Below are 19,861 nucleotides of genomic sequence, written 5' to 3'. Positions count from 1 at the left end.
ATCAATGGGATCAGACTTCCCCCGACGGATACCCAAAGAAAGCTGAACCTGGACGGCCGAAACCACCACATAACAAACCTCGGACTCTTCTAATATAGTGGCCAACAAAAGTCCATAGGGGCCCGTGTGCTCAAAACAAACGATGAGCTCTTTCAGGCAGGTTTTTTCTCGTTTCCATTGGGCTATTGTCTTGTGGATCCCTTTTGGAGTGTTGGCCGCTTGGCCGGTTGCGATTTCTGTGTTCCCGGCGTCGGTCAGGTGCCAATCTAATCGCCTTTTGGAGATGTCAATACCTACATAATAGCTGGCTTCCATGAGATTTTACCCTATATTAACTATTGAAGGTTTGCCGCTCACTGCATAGGACCAGCCACTATTACCTTTAGGAGCCCGTTGGGCTTACATTCTAACTAGTGCCTTCTGGTCTGGAATCCTGCCGGGGACTCATACGCATGATAGCTCGAAAGCTAGCTGGTTATCTAGGTCACCCCGGCGGGTCCAGTAGCGGTTTTATACCACCAAAGTAAGTCATTTTTGGGTAGGAGTAATCTAAAGGCTGGTTATACCTTCCCCGTTCTCAGAACAAATATTATATTCAATTATAAATTTGACTCTAAGGCACTTCCAGCACCTTTAACATCTTTTTTGGCAAACTGGATAATGAACTCAGTACCAGAATCTTGATTCAGATTGATCTCGGCGTCCAATTGATTACAGAGCTGATGAACAATGGTAAAGCCTAACGTTTCTCCTATGTCAGGATTAATATTTTCAGGCAACCCGATTCCCTGATCGGCAATTCGCAGGGTTATCATTCCGTTAGATTCACTCATTTCCAGCTCTATCCTCCCTTTTCTGTCTTCAGGATACGCATGTTTCCAGGCATTGGTGAGGAGTTCATTAATAATCAATCCACAGGGAATAGCTTGATTCACATTCAGAGTTATTTTTTCGATATCAAACGTCAGAGTAATATCATCGGCCTTTGAATAGGTGTCTTTTACATTATCTGCAATGGTTTCAACAACATCCTCAAAAACTACGTGAGTCAAATTGTCCGTTTGATACATTATTTCGTGAATCCGGGCCATCGAGCGGATGCGAAGCGAGGTGTTCAGCAGTTTTTTATGAACATCTGTTTCCTCCGGATCCATCGTTTCAAGCTCTATAAGTCCCGATATCACGGCCAAATTGTTTTTTACCCGGTGGTGGATTTCGGCCAGAAGAATTTCTTTTTCTTGGAGGGATTGCTCAAGTTTATGCTGCGTCTGTTTTAATTGCGTTACATCCTGACCGGTTCCGATCAGGTAGATTTGACCATTTGTTTCAAATCGTGAGGCACTAAAAATGGACGGCATGGTAGATCCATCTTTTTTAATAAAATCGGCTTCGAAAGTCACTTGCTTCCCGCTAAAAACCTCTTCCATTTTTTTCTTAACCTTAAGACGGTCTTCCGGATCAAAATAGTGTTCGGGGTTATTTTGCTTAATTTCTTCATCAGTATAACCGGTCATTGATTTCATGTATTCGTTCCAACGTACAATTTTACCTTCTGCGTTATACATAAAAAAGTTAAGCGGTAGGTTCTGGATAATTTTTTTATTCAGCTGGTTTTCTTGAACCAGGTTTTCGTGCAGCTGACTTCGGTTGATACGCAGTTTTAAATGCGTTTCCACTTCTTTAGCCAACATTTGCAGGGCTTCTGATTGTTTGTCAGAAAGCTGTTTGGGTTCCGAATCAAACACGCATAATGTACCGATGGGATATCCTTCCTGGCTTTTAATTGTGGCACCGGCGTAGAAACGCAGAGGAGGATCTTTTTTTGCTAAGGGGCTGTCTTTAAACCGTTCATCTTCACCTGTATCTGTTACAATCATCATGGAATCTTCTGATTGTATCGTATGAGCGCAGAAACTCATTTCTCTCGGTAGCTCCGGAGCTCCCCAACCAATATCAGATTTACTCCACTGGCGTTTTCTATCGATAAAATTTATCTGGGCAGATGAGGTGTCGCATATTTGAGCAGCCAGCTTTGCCAGATTGTCAAATGCTTCCTCCGCTTCGGTATCAAGAATATCATATTGTTTTAAGGCGTATAGACGTTTCTCTTCTGAATCCATGAAATGAATTGACTAACCGTTTAACTTCTGATATTTAAAAGGTATAACGACATTGCGCATCAGGTGCAGGCGCCAACGTGTTGAAATTGTTTACAAATGAAAGATTAACTAATAAATGGCAGGCGGGCAAGAATTGGTGAGGCCTGTCCCCTTAATGCGCTGGTTAGACCGCTTGCTTATAATTTGCGAGAAATGACATTACGTCTTTATTGTATGCTTCAGTATTGTCTTCGTGCATAATATGTGAGGCATTTGGAATTTGAACCCGGTTGGTGTGTGGTAGCAGTTCTTCAAGCCTATCCAGGAGGCGATGAAAAACTTTAGGGCTTTTCTCACCACCAACCAGTAATGTGGGAATTTCTATCTCACGTAATTCTTCAGGTCCCAGTGGGGCAAAGCCCGAACCAAGTAATTCCGCTTTTATTGTATTGACGCGTACTTGTTCACGACGTGATTCGGATAGTTGATTATAAAATTCATCACCAAGTATGGCGCGTCCCATCAATCGCGAAACTTCTTCAATGTCACCTCGCTTTGCAGCTGTTTTGGCAGGCTCTATGCCTTTCATTCCAAGTTTAAGTATCGCTATAGCAGTCCGCGGTCGCCTTAGAAATAACGAAAGTAATTCGAGGGGCTTCGGCGTATTACTAACAAACAACGTAAGGACCGGGGGCTCAGCTAAAACCATGGTTTGAATCAGACTCGGATTCTTAATCGCTAGTAATAAACAAAGAAAAGCCCCATAAGAGTGACCTATCAAGTGGGCTGGTACTGCGTCCAGTTTTTGTAGTAGGATTTCCAAATCTTCCACATGTTCACTCATCATATAGTCAGCGCCTTCCGGTATTTTTTCATTTGGCCAGTGGTAGCGGCGGCTGTATGATATCGTACGGAAGTGATTGCTAAATTCATTGATCTGATTTTGCCAAGTACGATAATCACTGCTCGAACCATGGACAAGCACTAGCGGTTCTCCATTCCCATATTCTGAGTATTCAAGAGAGATGTTATTTGTGCGAATACTTGTCATAAGAAATTAATATGAATATAAGCTAAAACAGATCATAAACAAGCGGTATAACGACATTGCGCATAAGCTGCACACACATTAATGTTGAGTTAGCAACTAACGAAAGAAGAGAGATAAAACCAAGAGTGGCAGAGAATTGGCGAGGTGCGTCCGCGTTAATGCGTTGGTTAGGCATTTTAACCTATTGATAAACCAATTTTACAATTATCTACCAAATAATTTGTAAAGTTCATGCTACCAGCATTTGGGTCATAAATAGTTAGTGTTTCTTCATCACCTTCAACAAAGTGGTTATGAATTCGCATTTTCATTCTTTCAATAGCTATGCCTTTTGGCGGCATTGCCCGAATTATCAAATGAATGTCATATAATGCTTCTCTTATTATAATCCGTGGCCCTTTAGTTTCAAGATCCCAATTGTCCGAATCAGCAACCCATTCATTTTCTTCAATTCTCAAAGTTTGTTTTCCCTCTTGGTCAAAAAAGGTAGCAGAAAGTCTAAAAGGAGCACCAGGTTTTTCAGGCTTCTGAATTTTGAATAAATCAATGTTACTTATTTGAACTGGAATTTCACAATTAGATAGTGTCACTCCGCCAAATTTAATTGTTGGGTGTGAACCTCCAATATCAAATATCTCACTAGTGTAACCATCTTCTAAACATTTTGGACTTTCTGTTGCTGCAAAAACTTTTTCTCTTGACCAAATACCTCTTGATACTTTTGAATGACATTGAGGGCATAGAATCGTAATTCCTTCAGGATCATGTTCTTTTGCTTCTCGGTAGGGAGGATCAAAATGGTCATATTCAATTATTGCTGAACCACATATAATACAGCCGAAACCATATTTCTGGCGGACTTCTCTTTTTACTGAAGCTGGAATATCTCTCTTTAAACCATATTTATTAACTGAGTGCATATTCAATTGATGAATTTTAAAATGCCTAACGACATTGCGCATAAGGTGCGCACGAAAAAATGTTGAGTTGATAAATAATGAACGAAGAGCTAAAAAGCCAGAAGTCGGCAAGGTAGGGCGAGGTGCGTCCCCTTAATGCGCGGGTTAGGTGGTTGCAACCATTTACGTATAAAAGTAATTTTCTAGTCGTTTAGGAAGGTACCATAAAAATGCCAAGTTGTCTTTTTAAACTGGTCAAATTCTCCTTTTACTTGGAATCCAGAGTTTTGAACTTTTGCTTTAAATTCAGCATCAATTCCATAATTGTCACTATATTCAAGTCTTAAATCAAAATCTTTGAGACCAAACTTCATACGCGATTCAGCTATAGCCTTCCAAGTAGGTTCATAGTGATACCAACTCAAATCATCAGGTAAAGTTGGAGTTGTAGTTCCTGCTAAATTCGCTTCGTATATAAGTTGTCGATTTTTACTAGATTTTTTTTCTCCTTTTCCTTCTACTTCACCGACTCCATTTATCTCAGCACCAGCCTTCCCCAAAAATTCTTTTCCATATCCATGAATGTATTCTCCTTTTATACTTGTCGCTCCTAGGTGAGAAAGCAATCTAATTACTTCAGCAAATTTATGTTTAAAAGCAAAGTGATGGAAGGAAGAGATTGGAATATATTCAAGATCATTAACAGGATGAATAACGTAAATAACTTTTTCTTGAGGATGGTTAGGAGGCAGTGATAAATGTTTAACAGCTCGCGTTGGTATTATAGAAAGATCAATACCACTTTTGCGTGCATTCATCGATGATTTAATCAACTCATACGCTAATCCGCCAAAAGGAAATAGTTGAGGCAAGAAAAGTTTATTGATTTCACTGAGTTCGAATTTTGTTTCAGTTCTTGCATCACTATTAGAAGCGTTTTCATCTGTAAAAACTATTAAACGTCTCTTTGATTTAGGAATCGATTGTAGCTCATTTTCTGTCATAATTGAATGCCCAAAGAATTAAAATTTGATGATTTGATTATTCATGTAATTGCAACCACCTAACGACATTGCGCATAAGGGGCGTGCAAAACGACGTTGAATATGTTTTAAAATGTACACCGGAAACTGATCAAATCGAAACCGGCAGCCAACGGCGAGGCACGTCCCACTTAATGCGCGGGTTAGGTTGCTTACTAATTTTCATTTATAGCTGAAGATATTTTTTTAAGCACTTTTTTAGGTTCATAACCTTGAAAGACCTCAATTAACTCACAATTGTTTTCTTCGCAGAGCCTTGCTTTTCGAGCATCTCTTTTTTGTTGTTTTTTAAAAGCTTTTTCACCTCCGAAATAATCTACTGGACGAATATGTTGAGCCCCTTGAAATTCAATAGCTACTTTATGAAGTGGAAGAAAAACATCGAGGTGTTGTGGTTTCAACCATTCAGGTCTTGCATGTTGAACAACAGCGGTATCTTCAAAATGGTTTTTTATTTCTTGGTAAAGTTTAGTTTCACTAATCCAACCTTCTCCAATTCTAGGAAGCTCTCTTTTTTCTCTTAATAAATTTTCAGCTTCTCTGAGAATTGACTTGCTTTTTGCAAGAATCACAAGATCCAAAACAGGGTTTACTGTTTTTAATTCTACTTGTGGCTTGTCAGCTCTAACAGAGGTCTCTATTTCAAAACTTAATCCGTCAAAATTGCTTTTCTCCGTGCTATGAACCATGTCCATTGGAACACTTTGAAAAAGTGTATAGGTTTTTGTGGAATGGTTACCGACTTTTGTTAAAGCATTTTTGAATTTTCTGATCGAGTATAAATATTCGCACTCATCAGCTATTTCTAAGACTTGATCCTCTGAAAGAGACTGCCAATCATATTTGTTTCGTAATGAACTTAAAAAATTAACCCTCTCAACTTGACGATGTTCATTTAAAATATCGTCAGCAATTTTATTAACTGAATTGATATTATCCGATCCATAGTTTGTTAAACCTGGATTATTGTCAAGGAAAGAGTATAAATCGTTTGCAACTATTTTAATTGATGGCTCTTTAGAAATGCAATGTGAGACAATTGTAGTATTAAGTTTACATTTTCTTCCATGCTCCCAAACTTCTTGCCAATTGCCTGCTAAAAGTGCTGCATCTCTATGCCACTGATGAGCATACTTTTCAATAGTATCGTACTCATAGATATATGGTTTAAGAGCTTCAAAATTATCTGATAATTGATCGTAATTACGATCTTTAATAAACCTATTGATAGTTATATACAGAACTAAAAAAACGTAAGATAAATTACCTTGTATATCTGGTGTTTTACCCTTTTCCAATTCTTTGATAAACCAGTTGAAATACCTTCGTTGATCTTGACTCGCTCCCTCTAAAGTTGGGTAATACTGATTGAATTTAGGTACTTCCTTAAATCTGTTAAATAAAAAATCGAACATAGCTAATTATACTTACCATACTTTTTGGGCAATTCAATGTTTTCAACTGATTGTAAATCAACGGTATTTGATAAAAACCAATCCAAAGGTGTGTTAGCTTCACCATGAGCCCAAAGAAATAATTCAACACCAAAAGCGGATGGTGTAAATACAAAACTCTTGCTATCTAATTCAGTATTTTCAGGTTCGGGATAGTAATCTAACAAGTTTTCTGGTGTTCCAAATGCAAAACCTTCTATCAATGTCTCTCTATTCAGACCAAAAGCAGAATGTTGGAGTATAGTATCGAATTGTTGGTCCGATGAGATTTGGAGAGAATTTTCCAAAGAAAAAAGATCTATATACATTCTTAATTTACGTCTATGTTTGCTGGAGGCAATATTTAGACGCTTATCACGAAACTGTTTTTTTAATAAGCTATATAGAATAAAATGAAGGTGTAATTGGTAGCTACTTAATTTTGTAATTAATGAAATGAATGAGGTGCCACGATCATCATTCTTATATTTAGATCTAGAAGCGGCCAATACACCACCAAAATATTGAGCTGATAACTCATCCTCTACAAAGGAACCTTCTTCTAAGACTCCCTTAAGAACTCTAGGCGGTACTTGGCCTTCTTCTTCAATTCTCTCTCCAAGTTGTTCACGAGCAATGCTAAAGATTCTTTTTATATTATTTACTCTCTTTTCGGTGAATTCTTTTAAACCCTCTCCAATATATTCCGCCGTAGGTCCCAAAATTTTTTCAATTAATTTAGCTGATCCCAAAACTGCTAATCCTGTACCAAGTTCCATGAATTTGAATGATTTTTATTTGTTAGCAACCTAACCTAATCTTATACATAAGGATTAAATACTATTCATTGTCAGCATATTATGCAAAAATGTGGATAAGTTAATTTGAGGCACGGTATCAACAATATTATTTGTAAAAGAAAGTGCAGAGGTAATACACATAATATGTATGCATAATATATTTTATCCGTAAGGTTTTAGAGGGGCAGTGGTCTTACTTATAACTGTTCATCAAAAAAATGTTATGAGTAAGAGTAAATTGTTGACGAAGGTTAGTGAGGAGATACGGAGACGGAATTATAGCTATCGTACCGAAAAGGCATATCGCAGGTGGATTGTTCGGTTTGTGAAATTTCATGGACTTACTCATCCGCTAAAGATGGAAAAGGAGGAGGTGGTGGAGTTTCTAAACTGGCTGGCCAACGAGCGTAATGTAGCGGCATCAACACAAAACCAGGCGTTGTGTGCTATTATTTTTCTGTTCAAGCAGGTGCTCGATAAACCGTTGGGTGCCTTTGATAATTTGCAGCGGGCCAACAAACCAAAGCGGTTGCCGGTGGTGTTATCTGCTAAAGAAGCCCGGCGTATTTTGGCGAATATGGAGGGGCATGTCCGGCTGATGACAGAGTTGCTTTACGGAAGCGGTTTACGCCAGTCAGAGTGTCTGCGCCTTCGGGTCAAGGATATCGATTTTGAATTTAATCAGATCTGGGTGCGCAATGGCAAGGGCAAGAAAGATCGTACAACGGTACTTCCTGAGGTCAGTAAAGAAAAGCTGAAAAATCAAATTAAGCGAGTAAAGCTACTTCATCAAAAAGATCTGGAAAAGGGGTATGGAGAGATTATTTTGCCTAAAGCACTGGCAAAAAAATATCCCGCCCTGGTTACCTCATTCGGATGGCAATATCTGTTTCCATCTACTCGGCGGGCTAAAGATCTGCGATCGGGCGTGACTCAGCGATATCACAAATCCTCATCGTATCTGCATAAAGCTATTAAGGCGGCTGTATCACAAACGAATATCCTCAAAAAGGTGAGCAGCCATACCTTTCGTCATTCCTTTGCTACGCATTTGCTGCAGGATGGGTATGACATCCGTACGGTGCAGGAGTTGCTGGGACACAAAAATGTGAGTACTACAATGATCTACACCCACGTCCTAAAAAAAGGCGGACAAGGAGTAAAAAGTCCAATTGATGGTTAAATAAAACTATCCCTAATAAATGAGAATCACGTTAGAAATCTTCTGATCATGAGCTTTTATTATGTTTATATACTATACAGCCTTGAGGATAAAAATTGGTATACTGGATTTACGGCTGATTTAAAAGCCAGACTAAAAGAACATAAAGCCGGTCAATCGAAATCCACGAGATATCGACGGCCATTAAAATTGATTTATTTTGAGGGATGTTTGCATAAAGGTGATGCGTTAGACAGAGAAAAATATTTGAAATCTGGCATGGGGAAGAGATATGTAAGGAATCGATTAAAACGATCATTGGCAGATTCCGATTTCTAACGGGACCCACGTCCTAAAAAAAGGTGGACAAGGAGTAAAAAGTCCAATTGATGGGTAAAAATGCTTCTATAGTGGAAGTGAATTTGTTTTAAGCCAAAGGGCTTAAGTACATTTGGATCAGTAGATAAGTGGTCATCAAATTCGTACACTTCCCACTCACCAGTTTCTAATTAATACTGATCATACAAACATGAAAGAGGTTCAGCGTTCCGGTCAACGTGCTTTTGAAATTGATGTCCCCTACAAGTTACTCCAAACGGGAGAATCATCAGAAGAAAAGCCGCTTATTGTTTATCTGCACGGGTTTAATCAAAATATTGCACAGTTTGAGCGATTGGTTGAGCCTTTGCTAAATTTGAATGCTTATCATTTGTTGGTGCAGGGACCGTATCCTATATATGATCGCAGAAGGAAAAAGAAGGTCAAGGATTGGGGGCGTTCCTGGTATTTATATGATGGAGAACAGGATCAATTTGTGAAATCACTGGAGTTGACCGCCGAATTTTTGGAGGAACTTATTGAGGATATTTTATCACAAATTTCAGTAAGCAGATTAGCCGTTTTTGGATATTCGATGGGCGGTTATCTGGGCGGATATTTTACTCTTTCGCGATCAAAGTTGGTTGATGAATTGATAGTTGTTGGGGCACGGATAAAAACTGAGGTGTTTGAAGAACGGGAAGTGAGTTATAATAACCTGAATGTATTGGCATTACATGGTACAGGGGATACCAGCGTGAAAAGCGAACCGCAGAGGAAGAGTTGTAAGCAGTTATCCGGGTGGGGAGCAAATGTAACCTTTAAAGAGGTAGACAGATCACATAAATTGGATAATATATATCTGCAAAAAGCTCAAAAATGGTTTAAATCATTAGGGTACAAATAATTATAGAATTTGATATATAAACTTAGCATGTTTACGATCTGTTGGTTATAATCCATCAAGCCAAACGTGGTTTCAAATAGGGAACAGAGATATTTTTACTACCATGAATGTACTTGTCATTGAAGATGATCCGTCGGTACGAACACTTGTAAAGGCAGTATTAGAAAAAAATGAATATGCCGTAGATATTGCAGAAACGGCTCAAAGTGGCGAAAATCATGCCGTACAAAATTCGTACGATATTATTATTCTTGATTTGGGATTGCCCGATGGTGACGGATTCGACTTGGCCAAGGATGTGCGCGATCAGGAGATAACAACGCCCATTTTAGTTCTTTCTGCCGAGCAAGAAACAGATGTTAAAATTAAGTGTCTGCGTGCGGGAGTGGACGATTATTTAACGAAGCCGTTTAATACCGAAGAGCTTTTGGCTCGTATTGAGGCGATTAGCCGCCGCAGTGGGGATGTAAACGGTGATCGTACACTCAAATGCGGGGAGCTCAAGGTGGATATGCTGGAACGTGAATTTTGGGTCAACGATACGAAAGTCGATTTGACCAATAATGAGTATAACCTGCTGGTTTACTTGTTAAAGCGAAAAAACAGCATTGTTACCCAAGAAGAGATTGCCGAAAATGTATGGGATATCCACTTCGATACGCAGACCAATTACATAAACGTCTATATCAGTTACCTGCGTAAGAAAATCCGCAATCACTCCGAAGATGAATATATCGATACCGTTCGTAAGAAAGGATTTATCATCAGATGTGATGATTAGCCCTTTGTAGATCTTTTACAACAAAAAACCCTTGCAAGGAGATGGTTCTTGCAAGGGTTTTTTATTACTGATAATATCTGTGAAGATTATCCGGGATACGTGGCCTCTCCCTGTATATATTGCCGCATATTTTTGATTTCGAATTTTTGCTTTGAGATAATGGTTTTTACTAAATCCCCAATAGAAATAACTCCTGAAACGGTATCTTCATCCATGACCGGTAAGTGGCGTATTTTTTTATCCGTCATGATCGACATGCAAGCTTCCACCGATTCTTCGGGAGTTACACAGAATACATCCTCGGTCATAATTTCATGAACGTTCGTACTTTTTGAAGAACGTCCCTTTAAAATAACCTTGCTGCGATAGTCTCGTTCACTGATAATCCCCTTTAACTGCTGATCTTCCAAGACGATAAGCGCTCCGATATTATGCTTATCCATTTTGCTAATCGCCTGATAAACAGTTTCTTTGGGAGCAATGGAATAGACTTTGGTTCCCTTGTTTTTTAAAATATCCCGCACAAGCATAAGACCTCCGTTTTTTTATGTAAGAAAAAAAGAATAACCATAAACCATTATAACATTTCTGAGGATTAAAAACATACACCCTTAAATTATTTATGGATAACGCCTTAAAATCTGAGTTAATACAGTACTTGCGACAATTTGCTACCGAGGATCGTTGGCAACGAATAAATGATGTTATTGATAATCGTACCCGCTACCTATCGGTTATTTTAGAAGATATTTATCAGCCCCATAATGCCAGTGCGGTATTGCGCAGTTGCGATTGTTTTGGGATCCAAGATGTGCATATTGTCGAAAATAAAAATGAATTCAGTCCCAACCAGGGGATAACAATTGGGGCCGATAAGTGGATATCCCTGCATTCATACAATCAGCCGGATAAAAATAATACTGAGCATTGTTATCGGCAATTAAAAGAGGAGGGGTATCAAATAATTGCTACTACTCCCCACGAAAATGATGTAACCATTGACGAGGTTTCGCTTGATCAAAAGACGGCATTGGTTTTCGGTGCGGAACTTACGGGGTTATCGGATGATGCACTGGAGCATGCCGACGGATATGCTAAAATTCCCATGGTGGGCTTTAGCGAAAGCTTTAATATTTCGGTAAGTGCTGCTCTCTGTTTATATGATTTGAGTACTCGGCTTAGAAAAAACAGGGACGATTGGGGATTGGATCCGTCCGAAAAGTTAGATTTACAATTTGACTGGCTTAAAAAATCGGTCCGTGCTCCCGAAAAGTTGATTAACCGATATATGAGCGAAGAAAAAGATGAGTGAGCAGTGCTCACTCATTTATATTCCAATTTTATTTTCCCCATGCCAATCGTTTGGGCATATCAGCCGCTACATAAGCCATCACAGCCATGGTAGCAATACACTTTCGATAATCCATGTCATCAAGCTTGTCAATAGTATCAGCTGCTGTATGATGGTACCAGAAATAGCGGGAACCGTCCACGTTTAATCCCATGCCCGGTACACCTTCTCGCATAATGGGTCCTATATCAGCACCCCCACCGCCTTTTTTAACCGTATCAGCTCCTATTGGTGTAAGGAGTTTTTCAACAGGCTTAATCATTTGGTAGGCCTCATCTGATCCGCCGAAACCAAAGCCGTGCGGCTCAAAAACACCGGCATCAGATTCTATGGCCAGTACGTGATTTTTCAACGTCCCGTTTTCTTTTACCATATCCCGATACGCATTGGCCCCCCGCAATCCGTTTTCTTCATTGGTCCACATTACTACTCGAATAGTTCGTTTTGGTTGCAGTCCCAGCTTTTTTAGCAACATTACGGCTTCCCATGCAGCAAAACATCCACCGGCATCATCCATGGCTCCCTGGCCTACATCCCATGAATCGATATGACCACCGAGTACCACAATTTCTTCTGGTTTTTCGGATCCTTTAATTTCGGCAATGATATTACGCGAAGGGACATCGGGATGGGATTCTGCTTCCATAGATAGTTTTATTTTGATGTTTTTACCCATCTCCTGTAAACGATGCAAAAGCATGGCATCCTCAATAGTAATTGCGGCTTGAGGAATCTTTTTGACGTCTTCCTCATAAGCAGAATTTCCGGTGTGCGGAGTCTGCATGGAGTAAGGGGTAACTGATCGAATCAGGCTGGCCACAGCTCCAACTTTGGCCGCTTCAACGGCTCCGCGATACCGGTATTGAACCGTTTCACCATACGAAGTAAATGGAGCGTTATAGACGACAATTTTCCCTTTGGCTTTGTCCGCATGGGCTTTTAAGTCTTCAAAACTATCAACCACGAGTACTTCAGCCTCAATTCCCTCTTCGGGTGTACCAATGCTTCCGCCAAGGCCGAGCATGGGCAGTTCTTTGTGGTAGGGAGCGACTAATGTTGCTGACTCCTCACCGCGCACCCAGCGGGGCACCATCACTTCTTGTGTTGCGACCCGATCGAATGGTTGTTGCTTCATATTACCGACGATCCAGTCAATGGAGTTTTCTAATGTTTCTGTGCCACTGAATCGAGGCCCGTATTGGTCAACAAAGTTAGTAAGTTTTTGAAAGGCTTTATCATCATTCATGGCCGCATCAATAATGGCATTTGCATCATCGTGATAAGCAGAAATAAGGGGGGCGTTTGAAGATTGTGCTTGAATAGCAGAAATATTGAAAGCAAAGAATAGCAAAATAACAGAAGTGCCTTTTAAAACAGAGCTTAAATCCATAGTAGACATAATAGGTGATCGTTTGTTATAGAACAGTATAAAAAAATCATAAAAGCCATCCCATATAAAAAGGCTGCCATCGAGGCAGCCTTAGACATTCGTTAAACTTGTACTGTTATTAGTCCATCGACCGATGATTATTCTCTACAATTTCTTTGTACATCATATATTCTTCGGGAGTCGTATCAGCAAACAGGAAGTTAAGCGGATCAACGGCATTGCTGCTTTTGTGAACTTCGTAATGTAAGTGAGGACCTTCGACCATTCCTGATTGACCGGAAAAACCAATTAAATCACCACGTTTAACCTTTTTGCCAGATTTAATGCCTTTGGCAAAAGAAGAGAGATGGGCATAAAAGCTTTCGTAACCGTACCCATGATCAATAATTAGCAACCGACCGTAAGTCCCTTTAAGGCCGGCATATTTGACAACGCCGTCGCCGGTAGAGAAGATTTTGCTTCCAACATTTGCCCGGAAATCAAGCCCGTCGTGCTGACGATCGTATCCCAACACCGGGTGATAGCGCATACCGAAACCACTGAGGATAATACCCTCGGTGGGCTTTATCGCCGGTATATGCTTCATCTTTTCCTGATTGTTGTTGTAGTAGTTCTTTATTTCGTTAAAGCTCAGCTGCTGTATATTTATACTACGCTCTAAGCTTTCAAGATTTTCAGCGGTCCATTTGAGTATTTCTGCCGTTTCTTGGCTGTAAACGTCAAATTCTGAATAGACATTTGCACCACCGGCACCAGCTTGTCGCTCATCATAAGGGATTTTGTCCATGCCCAAGACCGACCGGTACATCTCATTATCAGTTTTGGCAAGCTGGTCAACCTCTTTATCGAGACTTTGAATCTTGGTCTTTGATTTTTTTAGTTGATTGATCAGCTCTTGGTTTTCTGCTTTCAGGGCAATTTCTGCAGGGGTGCCAACCGAAAAGGAGAGAATAGAGATGCCAATACCGGAAAGTACTACACCGCATAAAATCCAGATACAAGCCGTGTATACAATACGTTCTAAACTGTTATATTCGACGGGCACAAACTCGCAGCTCTGCTCGTCGTAGTAGTAATAATTATTGAAAGCCATAGATGAAATTTTATTTCATACTGATCTATAAGCAAGAGAACACAAAAGCCGTTTGTTACAAAACGGTCTAAAAGTACTGATACATAAGAAGATATCAAAAAGTGAATATGTACCGTTACTCGATATCGCCTTCAAAATATTCAATAGCTCTGCGAGGCATAGCATCAGGATCTGATTTATTGGCAATATGTGATTTCACCTTGTCCTGAAAAGCCTCTGCAGCATCATAACCATAGTGACGCAATAAATAATTCATAGCGATGACTTCGGCAATAACGGTAATGTTTTTGCCGGGGGTAATGGGCAGGTTGATGAGAGGGATATCAACGCCAAGAACGGAAGTGGTATCACGATTTAATCCGGTGCGTTCAATATCTTTGGATTCATCCCAGAGCGAGAGTTCAAGAACCACTTCAAGCCGCTTTTGATATCGAATAGCCCGTACTCCAAACATCGACATGATATCAATAATACCGAGACCGCGTATCTCCATGAAATGCTTGTTCATTTCGGTGGCCGAGGTCATAAGTACATTGTTTTTCTTGGTAAAGATCACCACATCATCGGCTACCAGCCGATGCCCCCGTTCAACCAGGTCGAGGGCGACCTCACTTTTACCAATGCCCGATTTACCCGCGATAAGAATTCCAATGCCGTATACATCCACCATCGACCCGTGAACCATGGTTTGCAAGGCAAACTGGTCTTCAAGGAAATCACGGGTTAAATGCATAAATTGCGTTGTTTCCAGCGAAGTGCCATAAACGGGGATGTTTGCCTCCTCCGCAACTTCAAGCAGATAATCGGGCAGAACATTATTATGGGTGGTAATAAGAACGGGAATATCGAATTGCGTCAGGTTTTTAAAAGCATCAATCTGTTCTTCTTTTGAAAGGTCTTCTAAGTAGTTTGTTTCGGTATTACCGATTATTTGTATCCGCTGATGGGTAAAGAGCTTAACAAATCCGGCCAGCGCCAGCCCGGGGCGGTGTAGATCCGCCTCGGTAACATAACGCTGATCGGCATCACTTTCGGCAACAAAGTTTTGCAGATCTATTTGAACGCGTTCTTGAAGACGTTCAACAAGATAGGATACTTCGATTTTTTCTTTTTTGGGTATCGATTCGTGGTCACCGAAAGGCATAACTATTACCGCTTGTGTAGGGTTTTCTGTTTATATTTTTTGAGCTGACGGCTTACGTTTTCGATAACCATGTTGATGGCCTGCTCATACGATGAGGCCTGCTCTTTTGCATTTATCAACTTTTGAGGAACCTTTACATTCAGTTCAGCCTGTTGTGGATTTTCATCGTCGGGCACGGGTTGTAAAATGATATCACAAGTTAAAATTCGATCATAAAACTGGTCTAATTTCTGTACCGCATCTTCGGCATATTGATGAAGTTCTTTGGTTGCATCAAAATGTCTTGCCGTGAATGTAGTCTTCATAAAAGTTACCTCCTAAATTAGCTTTAGTTTTTAGCTCTTGGATGAGCTATTTCATAAACGTTTTTCAGTCGTTCAACTGAAGTGTGCGTGTAAACTTGTGTAGCGGCCAAATTTGCATGGCCTAATAATTCCTTAATGACTCTGATATCTGCGCCCTGGTCAAGCAGGTGAGTGGCAAAGCTGTGTCGTAGTACGTGTGGACTTTTTTGTGTTACTTCGCTGGCGCGCTGCAGATAATCTTTTACAATGCGTTGCACTGCCCGTGGATACAGGCGCTGTCCGCTTACTGCAATAAAAACGGCCTTTCGAGCATCGGCATCAGTTCGCTCTCCATAAAGTTTCGGTTTCGTGTCAAGATGACTCTTCAACGCTTTTTCCGCTTGATTACCAAAGGGCACAATACGTTGTTTAGCACCCTTACCCAGCACTTTAATTTGATTAAGCTTAAAATTGATGTCTTCTTCATTGAGGTTTACCAACTCACTCAATCGTATACCCGTTCCATATAGTAACTCTAAAATGGCCCGGTTTTGGGCTGATTTTGGAGTATGGCCTTCAGCCAAGTCCATCATCCGGTTTAAATCTTCAGCATTGGCCGTTTTGGGTAAAGGTTTATCTTTTTTAGGGACGATCAACAAGTGAGCTGGATTTTGTTCAACGATGCCGCGTTTAAAGCAATACTTACAAAAGGAACGAACGGCAGCGACTTTTCTTGCAATGGTACTTTTGGCCAGACCACGCTCAGATAGGTGTCCCAGCCAAAGCCGAATTGTTAATCGTTCGATTTCTGTGATATCGACATCTTCTTCCGGCACATCAAAGTAAATCGAACAAAATTCCAAAAATTGACTCAAGTCATTTTGGTACGAAATGATGGTATGCTCCGAGGCATTTCGCTCGATTTTCAAATAGCGTAGATATTTGTCAATGGCTTTCTTCATCTGTTCGCAATATGGATACTTTGCAGATAAAAATAAACAGCGATTAATTCAGCATTCAGCACCTGGTCGGGAAATTAAATTTCACGATTTTTCCATTGTGCCGCGTTTCCGTAAAAATAATCCGAAAGAACCTGCACGCCAAGCATCTGAAACCAGCCTACGCCCAGAGGGTGAAGGAGTCCGTATCGTAATTTCCAGTCGTACCAAATATCAATGGTAAAACGCTGGATATACATTAGGATAATTGCGACCAGTGCCAATAAAATCAGTTTCGGTGATCCCCAAAGCAGCAAAAATGGGAAGCTTATGATGGGGAGTATAAAAGTGATAATATGCAGTAACCCCATCCCGATAAACAAAATGGGGTTGTAATCGAAACCGGCAAAAAAGTTTTTCCGAAAACCCTGCCAGAGTTCTTCTTTTGATTTATACATCCGGCAGCTTATCGCATTTTGGCCGTGATACATCTTCATGCGATATCCGGCCTGTTTGATATTTCTTGCCAGCTCTACATCCTCAACGACTTCATTTTTCACGGATTGATGGCCGCCGATATCGTGATAGGATTTCTTTTTAAAAGCTAAAAACTGTCCATTGGCGGCGGCAAACAGCGGACTTATTTTCTGCTTTAAAAACCCAGGTACCCATTTCGGAAATCGATATACGTAGCGCGTGGGGAGGAGCGTCAACAGGGCAAAATAAACGAGCGGGATAACGGCTTTTTCCCAGAAAGTTCCGAACTTCTGTTGTGGCCATAAGCTAATAAGGTCAACCACATCACTGCCCATGGTACGCACCACTTTAGATACCGTTCTGGGCTCCATCCACGTATCGGCATCTGCAAAAATGAGAATTTCTCCCAGCGCCTGTTCAGAAAGCTGGTGACAAGCCCACGATTTCCCAAGCCAGTGGGCGGGTTTTGGTTTCCCGCTAATTACGGTCAGCGTCTCCGAAAATTGCTCTGAAAGCGAATCCAGAATTGCAGAAGTACCATCGGTAGACCCGTCATCAAGGACTAAAACATGATGATTGGGATATTGCTGGTCAATGGTGGAACGCACGCACCGCTCAATAGAGTTTGCTTCATTGCGGGCCGGTATGCAAATAGTTACCGCCGGAGCCTGCTCATCAAAATAATTTCGTGGCGTAGGGGGCAAAGGGGTAAAATCCCTTTTATTAAGATACAAAATCCCGCTTGTAATGAGCAGGTATCCAAGTGCTATGTAAAGTAAAACCGTCATCACTAAAAGGTACCAGTGTCAATCATAAGATCAAACAGCTTGCAGCTGATCCTTTAAACTATTTAATTGGCAGCTTATGAAGATATTGTCTGATTTCTCGGAAGATGTACGTCAGTCCAATAACACCGCCGGTGGTTATCAGTGGTGGTACTTCGATGGCATTTCTTTTGATGATCGATTTAGTTTTGTGATCATTTTTTATGAAGGAAATCCTTTTTCTACGCGGTATAATGGGTCTTTATTGGCGGATGAAAACCCATCTCCCGCAGACCATCCGGCTATCAGTATCTCTATATATGAGCAGGGACAACCAATTTATTACAGTTTTAGCGAGTTCGATAAATCTGGGTGTCATTTTGATGAGCAGCAGCCACATATTCAAATGGAAAATCATTCGATGGTAGGGACCCTAAGTGATGATCAGCTGCAATATGAGATAAAGTTAGATGAACAGCTCCCAAATGGAGACCAACTGCATGGGACATTAAAGTTCACAAGTGATAGGGGACAACTTTTTGACAATCTTGATAGAAATGATGTGGGCCATACCTGGAATTTAGTTCAGCCCCGGGCAGATATAACGGCTCATTTAGATCTCGATATAAAAGGGGAGGAACAGGCGATCACATTTGAGGGGAGGGGATATCATGATCACAATACCGGAAACGAGCCCATGCGTAATGAGTTTGGCGACTGGTATTGGGGGCGGTTCCATTTTGATTACGCTACGTTGGTTTACTATGTGATGAATAGAAAAGCTGAACAGCAGCACCGGGCGTGGTTAATTGATAATCACAATACAAAAGTGTTGCATACCTTTGAAGACGTTGAGCTGGTCGACAAGGGACTTAGCTTGTTTGGACTTAATACCGCGCGAAAGTTGGGGTTTCGATCCGGTGATACTGAAATCCGCGTGCAACAGTCGCAGCTGCTTGATAACGGACCGTTTTACCAGCGTTATCAGAGTGATTCTTTTTTAAGAATTCCCAACGAGCAGGTGGTAGAATCAGCGAAGGGAATCACCGAATATATACGTCCCGATCGCATTTATACTAAATTATTTTGGCCGTTCGTGAATATGCGTATTTGGTATAAGTCAGAGGGCCCACACTGGGTACAGCGTTCGAAGGAACTCTATCGTTGGACGTGGTGATTTTCTTGGGTCAAGATTATATCCCGGGCGTTTCCTAAAACCCCGCGATAAATCACAAAAATTGTTCGAATTGACTGTCGTCAAACCCTGCAGTTTTCCGTAGATCAGAGAGGATTTGATCGAGCGATTTTTCAAATTGGGTTGTTTTTTTATCTCTTGATAACCCATCCTCCAGACGAATAGGTCTGCCAACATGCAGGTGTAATTCCGGCTTGTTGTGGCGTATAGTGTGCATATAGATGCCAACGGGTACAAAATCGACATTGTTCAGCTTTTCATGGAGCCAGGCCAAACCACTCTCAAAATTCATCAAACTGCCGGCCGGTGTGATCGTCCCTTCGGGATAGATGAATAGGCTGGCCTTGTCGCGGTCAAAAGATTTGACGGCATAACGCAGCGATGTAACGGCACTTCGGGGATCACTACGATTAATAGAAAATGCTCCTATTTTTTGGAAGAGGGAATAGGTTTTCATCTGTTTGTCTTCCATGATAGCGCGGGCTTGTTGATAAAAACGATACTCGTTGAGCATCAGGGGAATCAGTCCGTCCCACCAGGAGTGATGATTGAGGAAGTAAACGGTTTTACATTCTGAACAGGGCTCGTATTCTTGTTTAAGCCATACCGTTTTGAATCTCCATTTGAATAATAATTTTGTATACAGCCGAAAAATTTTGATAAAAATGGGCGATTCGTTGGCGGGAATAAAATCCACGGCGAAAATATTTGTTGAGCGTTGATGACCTGAAT

Annotated in this window: 21 protein-coding genes; 6 read left to right on the top strand and 15 right to left on the bottom strand. The window is 40.8% G+C overall.

Annotation, left to right across the window (positions count from 1 at the left end):
- The 7 genes from ACQ76V_RS09595 to ACQ76V_RS09565 form a co-directional block, all read right to left on the bottom strand.
- Positions 1–315: IS110 family transposase (locus ACQ76V_RS09595; protein WP_441000276.1), on the bottom strand; the 315-nt coding region annotated here is incomplete at its 3' end.
- Between the two features lie 284 nt (positions 316–599).
- A complete protein-coding gene (locus tag ACQ76V_RS09590) occupies positions 600–2,120 on the bottom strand; it encodes a histidine kinase dimerization/phosphoacceptor domain -containing protein (RefSeq protein ID WP_441000275.1) in 1,521 nt (506 codons plus the stop codon).
- A gap of 163 nt (positions 2,121–2,283) precedes the next feature.
- Positions 2,284–3,150 carry an alpha/beta fold hydrolase gene (locus ACQ76V_RS09585; RefSeq protein ID WP_441000274.1) on the bottom strand — a complete coding sequence of 289 codons (867 nt, stop codon included), beginning with the start codon at positions 3,148–3,150 and terminating at the stop codon, positions 2,284–2,286.
- 176 nt (positions 3,151–3,326) lie between these two features.
- Entirely contained in the window at positions 3,327–4,070 is a 744-nt protein-coding gene (locus tag ACQ76V_RS09580) for an HNH endonuclease (protein WP_441000273.1), read from the bottom strand.
- Between the two features lie 182 nt (positions 4,071–4,252).
- A complete protein-coding gene (locus tag ACQ76V_RS09575) occupies positions 4,253–5,053 on the bottom strand; it encodes a hypothetical protein (RefSeq protein WP_441000272.1) in 801 nt (266 codons plus the stop codon).
- A gap of 194 nt (positions 5,054–5,247) precedes the next feature.
- Positions 5,248–6,507 carry a hypothetical protein gene (locus ACQ76V_RS09570; RefSeq protein ID WP_441000271.1) on the bottom strand — a complete coding sequence of 420 codons (1,260 nt, stop codon included), beginning with the start codon at positions 6,505–6,507 and terminating at the stop codon, positions 5,248–5,250.
- A 2-nt stretch (positions 6,508–6,509) separates the two neighbouring features.
- Complete coding sequence (locus ACQ76V_RS09565) at positions 6,510–7,304, bottom strand: hypothetical protein (protein WP_441000270.1); 795 nt, start codon at positions 7,302–7,304, stop codon at positions 6,510–6,512.
- A 244-nt stretch (positions 7,305–7,548) separates the two neighbouring features.
- Here ACQ76V_RS09565 and ACQ76V_RS09560 point away from each other — a divergent pair, with 244 nt between their 5' ends.
- The 4 genes from ACQ76V_RS09560 (at position 7,549) to ACQ76V_RS09545 (ending at position 10,493) form a co-directional block, all read left to right on the top strand.
- Complete coding sequence (locus ACQ76V_RS09560) at positions 7,549–8,508, top strand: integron integrase (protein ID WP_441000269.1); 960 nt, start codon at positions 7,549–7,551, stop codon at positions 8,506–8,508.
- 48 nt (positions 8,509–8,556) lie between these two features.
- The gene (locus ACQ76V_RS09555) at positions 8,557–8,826 is read left to right on the top strand and encodes a GIY-YIG nuclease family protein (RefSeq protein ID WP_441000268.1); all 270 of its coding nucleotides are present in this window, start codon (positions 8,557–8,559) and stop codon (positions 8,824–8,826) included.
- A gap of 190 nt (positions 8,827–9,016) precedes the next feature.
- Positions 9,017–9,712: an alpha/beta hydrolase gene (locus ACQ76V_RS09550; protein ID WP_441000267.1), complete on the top strand. Its 696-nt coding sequence runs from the start codon at positions 9,017–9,019 to the stop codon at positions 9,710–9,712.
- Between the two features lie 103 nt (positions 9,713–9,815).
- Complete coding sequence (locus ACQ76V_RS09545; RefSeq protein ID WP_441000266.1) at positions 9,816–10,493, top strand: response regulator transcription factor; 678 nt, start codon at positions 9,816–9,818, stop codon at positions 10,491–10,493.
- An 86-nt stretch (positions 10,494–10,579) separates the two neighbouring features.
- Here the strand turns inward: ACQ76V_RS09545 and ACQ76V_RS09540 are convergent, their stop codons facing one another.
- Complete coding sequence (locus tag ACQ76V_RS09540) at positions 10,580–11,023, bottom strand: CBS domain-containing protein (protein ID WP_441000265.1); 444 nt, start codon at positions 11,021–11,023, stop codon at positions 10,580–10,582.
- 92 nt (positions 11,024–11,115) lie between these two features.
- Between ACQ76V_RS09540 and ACQ76V_RS09535 the strand changes: the two genes are divergently transcribed.
- Complete coding sequence (locus tag ACQ76V_RS09535) at positions 11,116–11,805, top strand: TrmH family RNA methyltransferase (RefSeq protein ID WP_441000264.1); 690 nt, start codon at positions 11,116–11,118, stop codon at positions 11,803–11,805.
- Positions 11,806–11,833: 28 nt separating this feature from the next.
- On the opposite strand, the gene ACQ76V_RS09530 is transcribed toward ACQ76V_RS09535, so the two are convergent.
- From ACQ76V_RS09530 to ACQ76V_RS09505, 6 genes are all read right to left on the bottom strand, one after another.
- Positions 11,834–13,243 carry a M28 family metallopeptidase gene (locus ACQ76V_RS09530; RefSeq protein ID WP_441000263.1) on the bottom strand — a complete coding sequence of 470 codons (1,410 nt, stop codon included), beginning with the start codon at positions 13,241–13,243 and terminating at the stop codon, positions 11,834–11,836.
- A 109-nt stretch (positions 13,244–13,352) separates the two neighbouring features.
- Positions 13,353–14,327 (bottom strand): M23 family metallopeptidase, encoded by a 975-nt coding sequence (locus tag ACQ76V_RS09525; RefSeq protein ID WP_441000262.1) that lies wholly within the window; start codon positions 14,325–14,327, stop codon positions 13,353–13,355.
- A gap of 115 nt (positions 14,328–14,442) precedes the next feature.
- Positions 14,443–15,471: an HPr(Ser) kinase/phosphatase gene (gene hprK / locus ACQ76V_RS09520; protein WP_441000261.1), complete on the bottom strand. Its 1,029-nt coding sequence runs from the start codon at positions 15,469–15,471 to the stop codon at positions 14,443–14,445.
- 5 nt (positions 15,472–15,476) lie between these two features.
- Positions 15,477–15,776, bottom strand: coding sequence for a ribosome hibernation-promoting factor, HPF/YfiA family (gene hpf / locus ACQ76V_RS09515; RefSeq protein WP_441000260.1), 300 nt, complete (start codon positions 15,774–15,776; stop codon positions 15,477–15,479).
- A 23-nt stretch (positions 15,777–15,799) separates the two neighbouring features.
- Entirely contained in the window at positions 15,800–16,717 is a 918-nt protein-coding gene (gene xerA / locus ACQ76V_RS09510; protein WP_441000259.1) for a site-specific tyrosine recombinase/integron integrase, read from the bottom strand.
- A gap of 74 nt (positions 16,718–16,791) precedes the next feature.
- Positions 16,792–17,874, bottom strand: coding sequence for a glycosyltransferase (locus ACQ76V_RS09505; protein WP_441000258.1), 1,083 nt, complete (start codon positions 17,872–17,874; stop codon positions 16,792–16,794).
- A 160-nt stretch (positions 17,875–18,034) separates the two neighbouring features.
- Between ACQ76V_RS09505 and ACQ76V_RS09500 the strand changes: the two genes are divergently transcribed.
- Positions 18,035–19,111, top strand: a complete 1,077-nt coding sequence (locus ACQ76V_RS09500; RefSeq protein ID WP_441000257.1) for a hypothetical protein — start codon at positions 18,035–18,037, stop codon at positions 19,109–19,111.
- Between the two features lie 52 nt (positions 19,112–19,163).
- On the opposite strand, the gene ACQ76V_RS09495 is transcribed toward ACQ76V_RS09500, so the two are convergent.
- Complete coding sequence (locus tag ACQ76V_RS09495) at positions 19,164–19,826, bottom strand: lysophospholipid acyltransferase family protein (protein ID WP_441000256.1); 663 nt, start codon at positions 19,824–19,826, stop codon at positions 19,164–19,166.
- Positions 19,827–19,861: the final 35 nt, after the last annotated feature.

The organism is Fodinibius sp. SL11, from assembly GCF_052060035.1.
Lineage (GTDB): Bacteria > Bacteroidota > Rhodothermia > Balneolales > Balneolaceae > Fodinibius.
This window is presented reverse-complemented; position numbering and strand designations above follow the sequence as displayed.

Coding starts and splice junctions, on each gene's coding strand:
- ACQ76V_RS09590 (WP_441000275.1), bottom strand. CDS start 2,120: ATGGATTCAGAAGAGAAACGTCTATACGCCTTAAAACAATATGATATT.
- ACQ76V_RS09585 (WP_441000274.1), bottom strand. CDS start 3,150: ATGACAAGTATTCGCACAAATAACATCTCTCTTGAATACTCAGAATAT.
- ACQ76V_RS09580 (WP_441000273.1), bottom strand. CDS start 4,070: ATGCACTCAGTTAATAAATATGGTTTAAAGAGAGATATTCCAGCTTCA.
- ACQ76V_RS09575 (WP_441000272.1), bottom strand. CDS start 5,053: ATGACAGAAAATGAGCTACAATCGATTCCTAAATCAAAGAGACGTTTA.
- ACQ76V_RS09570 (WP_441000271.1), bottom strand. CDS start 6,507: ATGTTCGATTTTTTATTTAACAGATTTAAGGAAGTACCTAAATTCAAT.
- ACQ76V_RS09565 (WP_441000270.1), bottom strand. CDS start 7,304: ATGGAACTTGGTACAGGATTAGCAGTTTTGGGATCAGCTAAATTAATT.
- ACQ76V_RS09560 (WP_441000269.1), top strand. CDS start 7,549: ATGAGTAAGAGTAAATTGTTGACGAAGGTTAGTGAGGAGATACGGAGA.
- ACQ76V_RS09555 (WP_441000268.1), top strand. CDS start 8,557: ATGAGCTTTTATTATGTTTATATACTATACAGCCTTGAGGATAAAAAT.
- ACQ76V_RS09550 (WP_441000267.1), top strand. CDS start 9,017: ATGAAAGAGGTTCAGCGTTCCGGTCAACGTGCTTTTGAAATTGATGTC.
- ACQ76V_RS09545 (WP_441000266.1), top strand. CDS start 9,816: ATGAATGTACTTGTCATTGAAGATGATCCGTCGGTACGAACACTTGTA.
- ACQ76V_RS09540 (WP_441000265.1), bottom strand. CDS start 11,023: ATGCTTGTGCGGGATATTTTAAAAAACAAGGGAACCAAAGTCTATTCC.
- ACQ76V_RS09535 (WP_441000264.1), top strand. CDS start 11,116: ATGGATAACGCCTTAAAATCTGAGTTAATACAGTACTTGCGACAATTT.
- ACQ76V_RS09530 (WP_441000263.1), bottom strand. CDS start 13,243: ATGTCTACTATGGATTTAAGCTCTGTTTTAAAAGGCACTTCTGTTATT.
- ACQ76V_RS09525 (WP_441000262.1), bottom strand. CDS start 14,327: ATGGCTTTCAATAATTATTACTACTACGACGAGCAGAGCTGCGAGTTT.
- hprK (WP_441000261.1), bottom strand. CDS start 15,471: ATGCCTTTCGGTGACCACGAATCGATACCCAAAAAAGAAAAAATCGAA.
- hpf (WP_441000260.1), bottom strand. CDS start 15,776: ATGAAGACTACATTCACGGCAAGACATTTTGATGCAACCAAAGAACTT.
- xerA (WP_441000259.1), bottom strand. CDS start 16,717: ATGAAGAAAGCCATTGACAAATATCTACGCTATTTGAAAATCGAGCGA.
- ACQ76V_RS09500 (WP_441000257.1), top strand. CDS start 18,035: ATGAAGATATTGTCTGATTTCTCGGAAGATGTACGTCAGTCCAATAAC.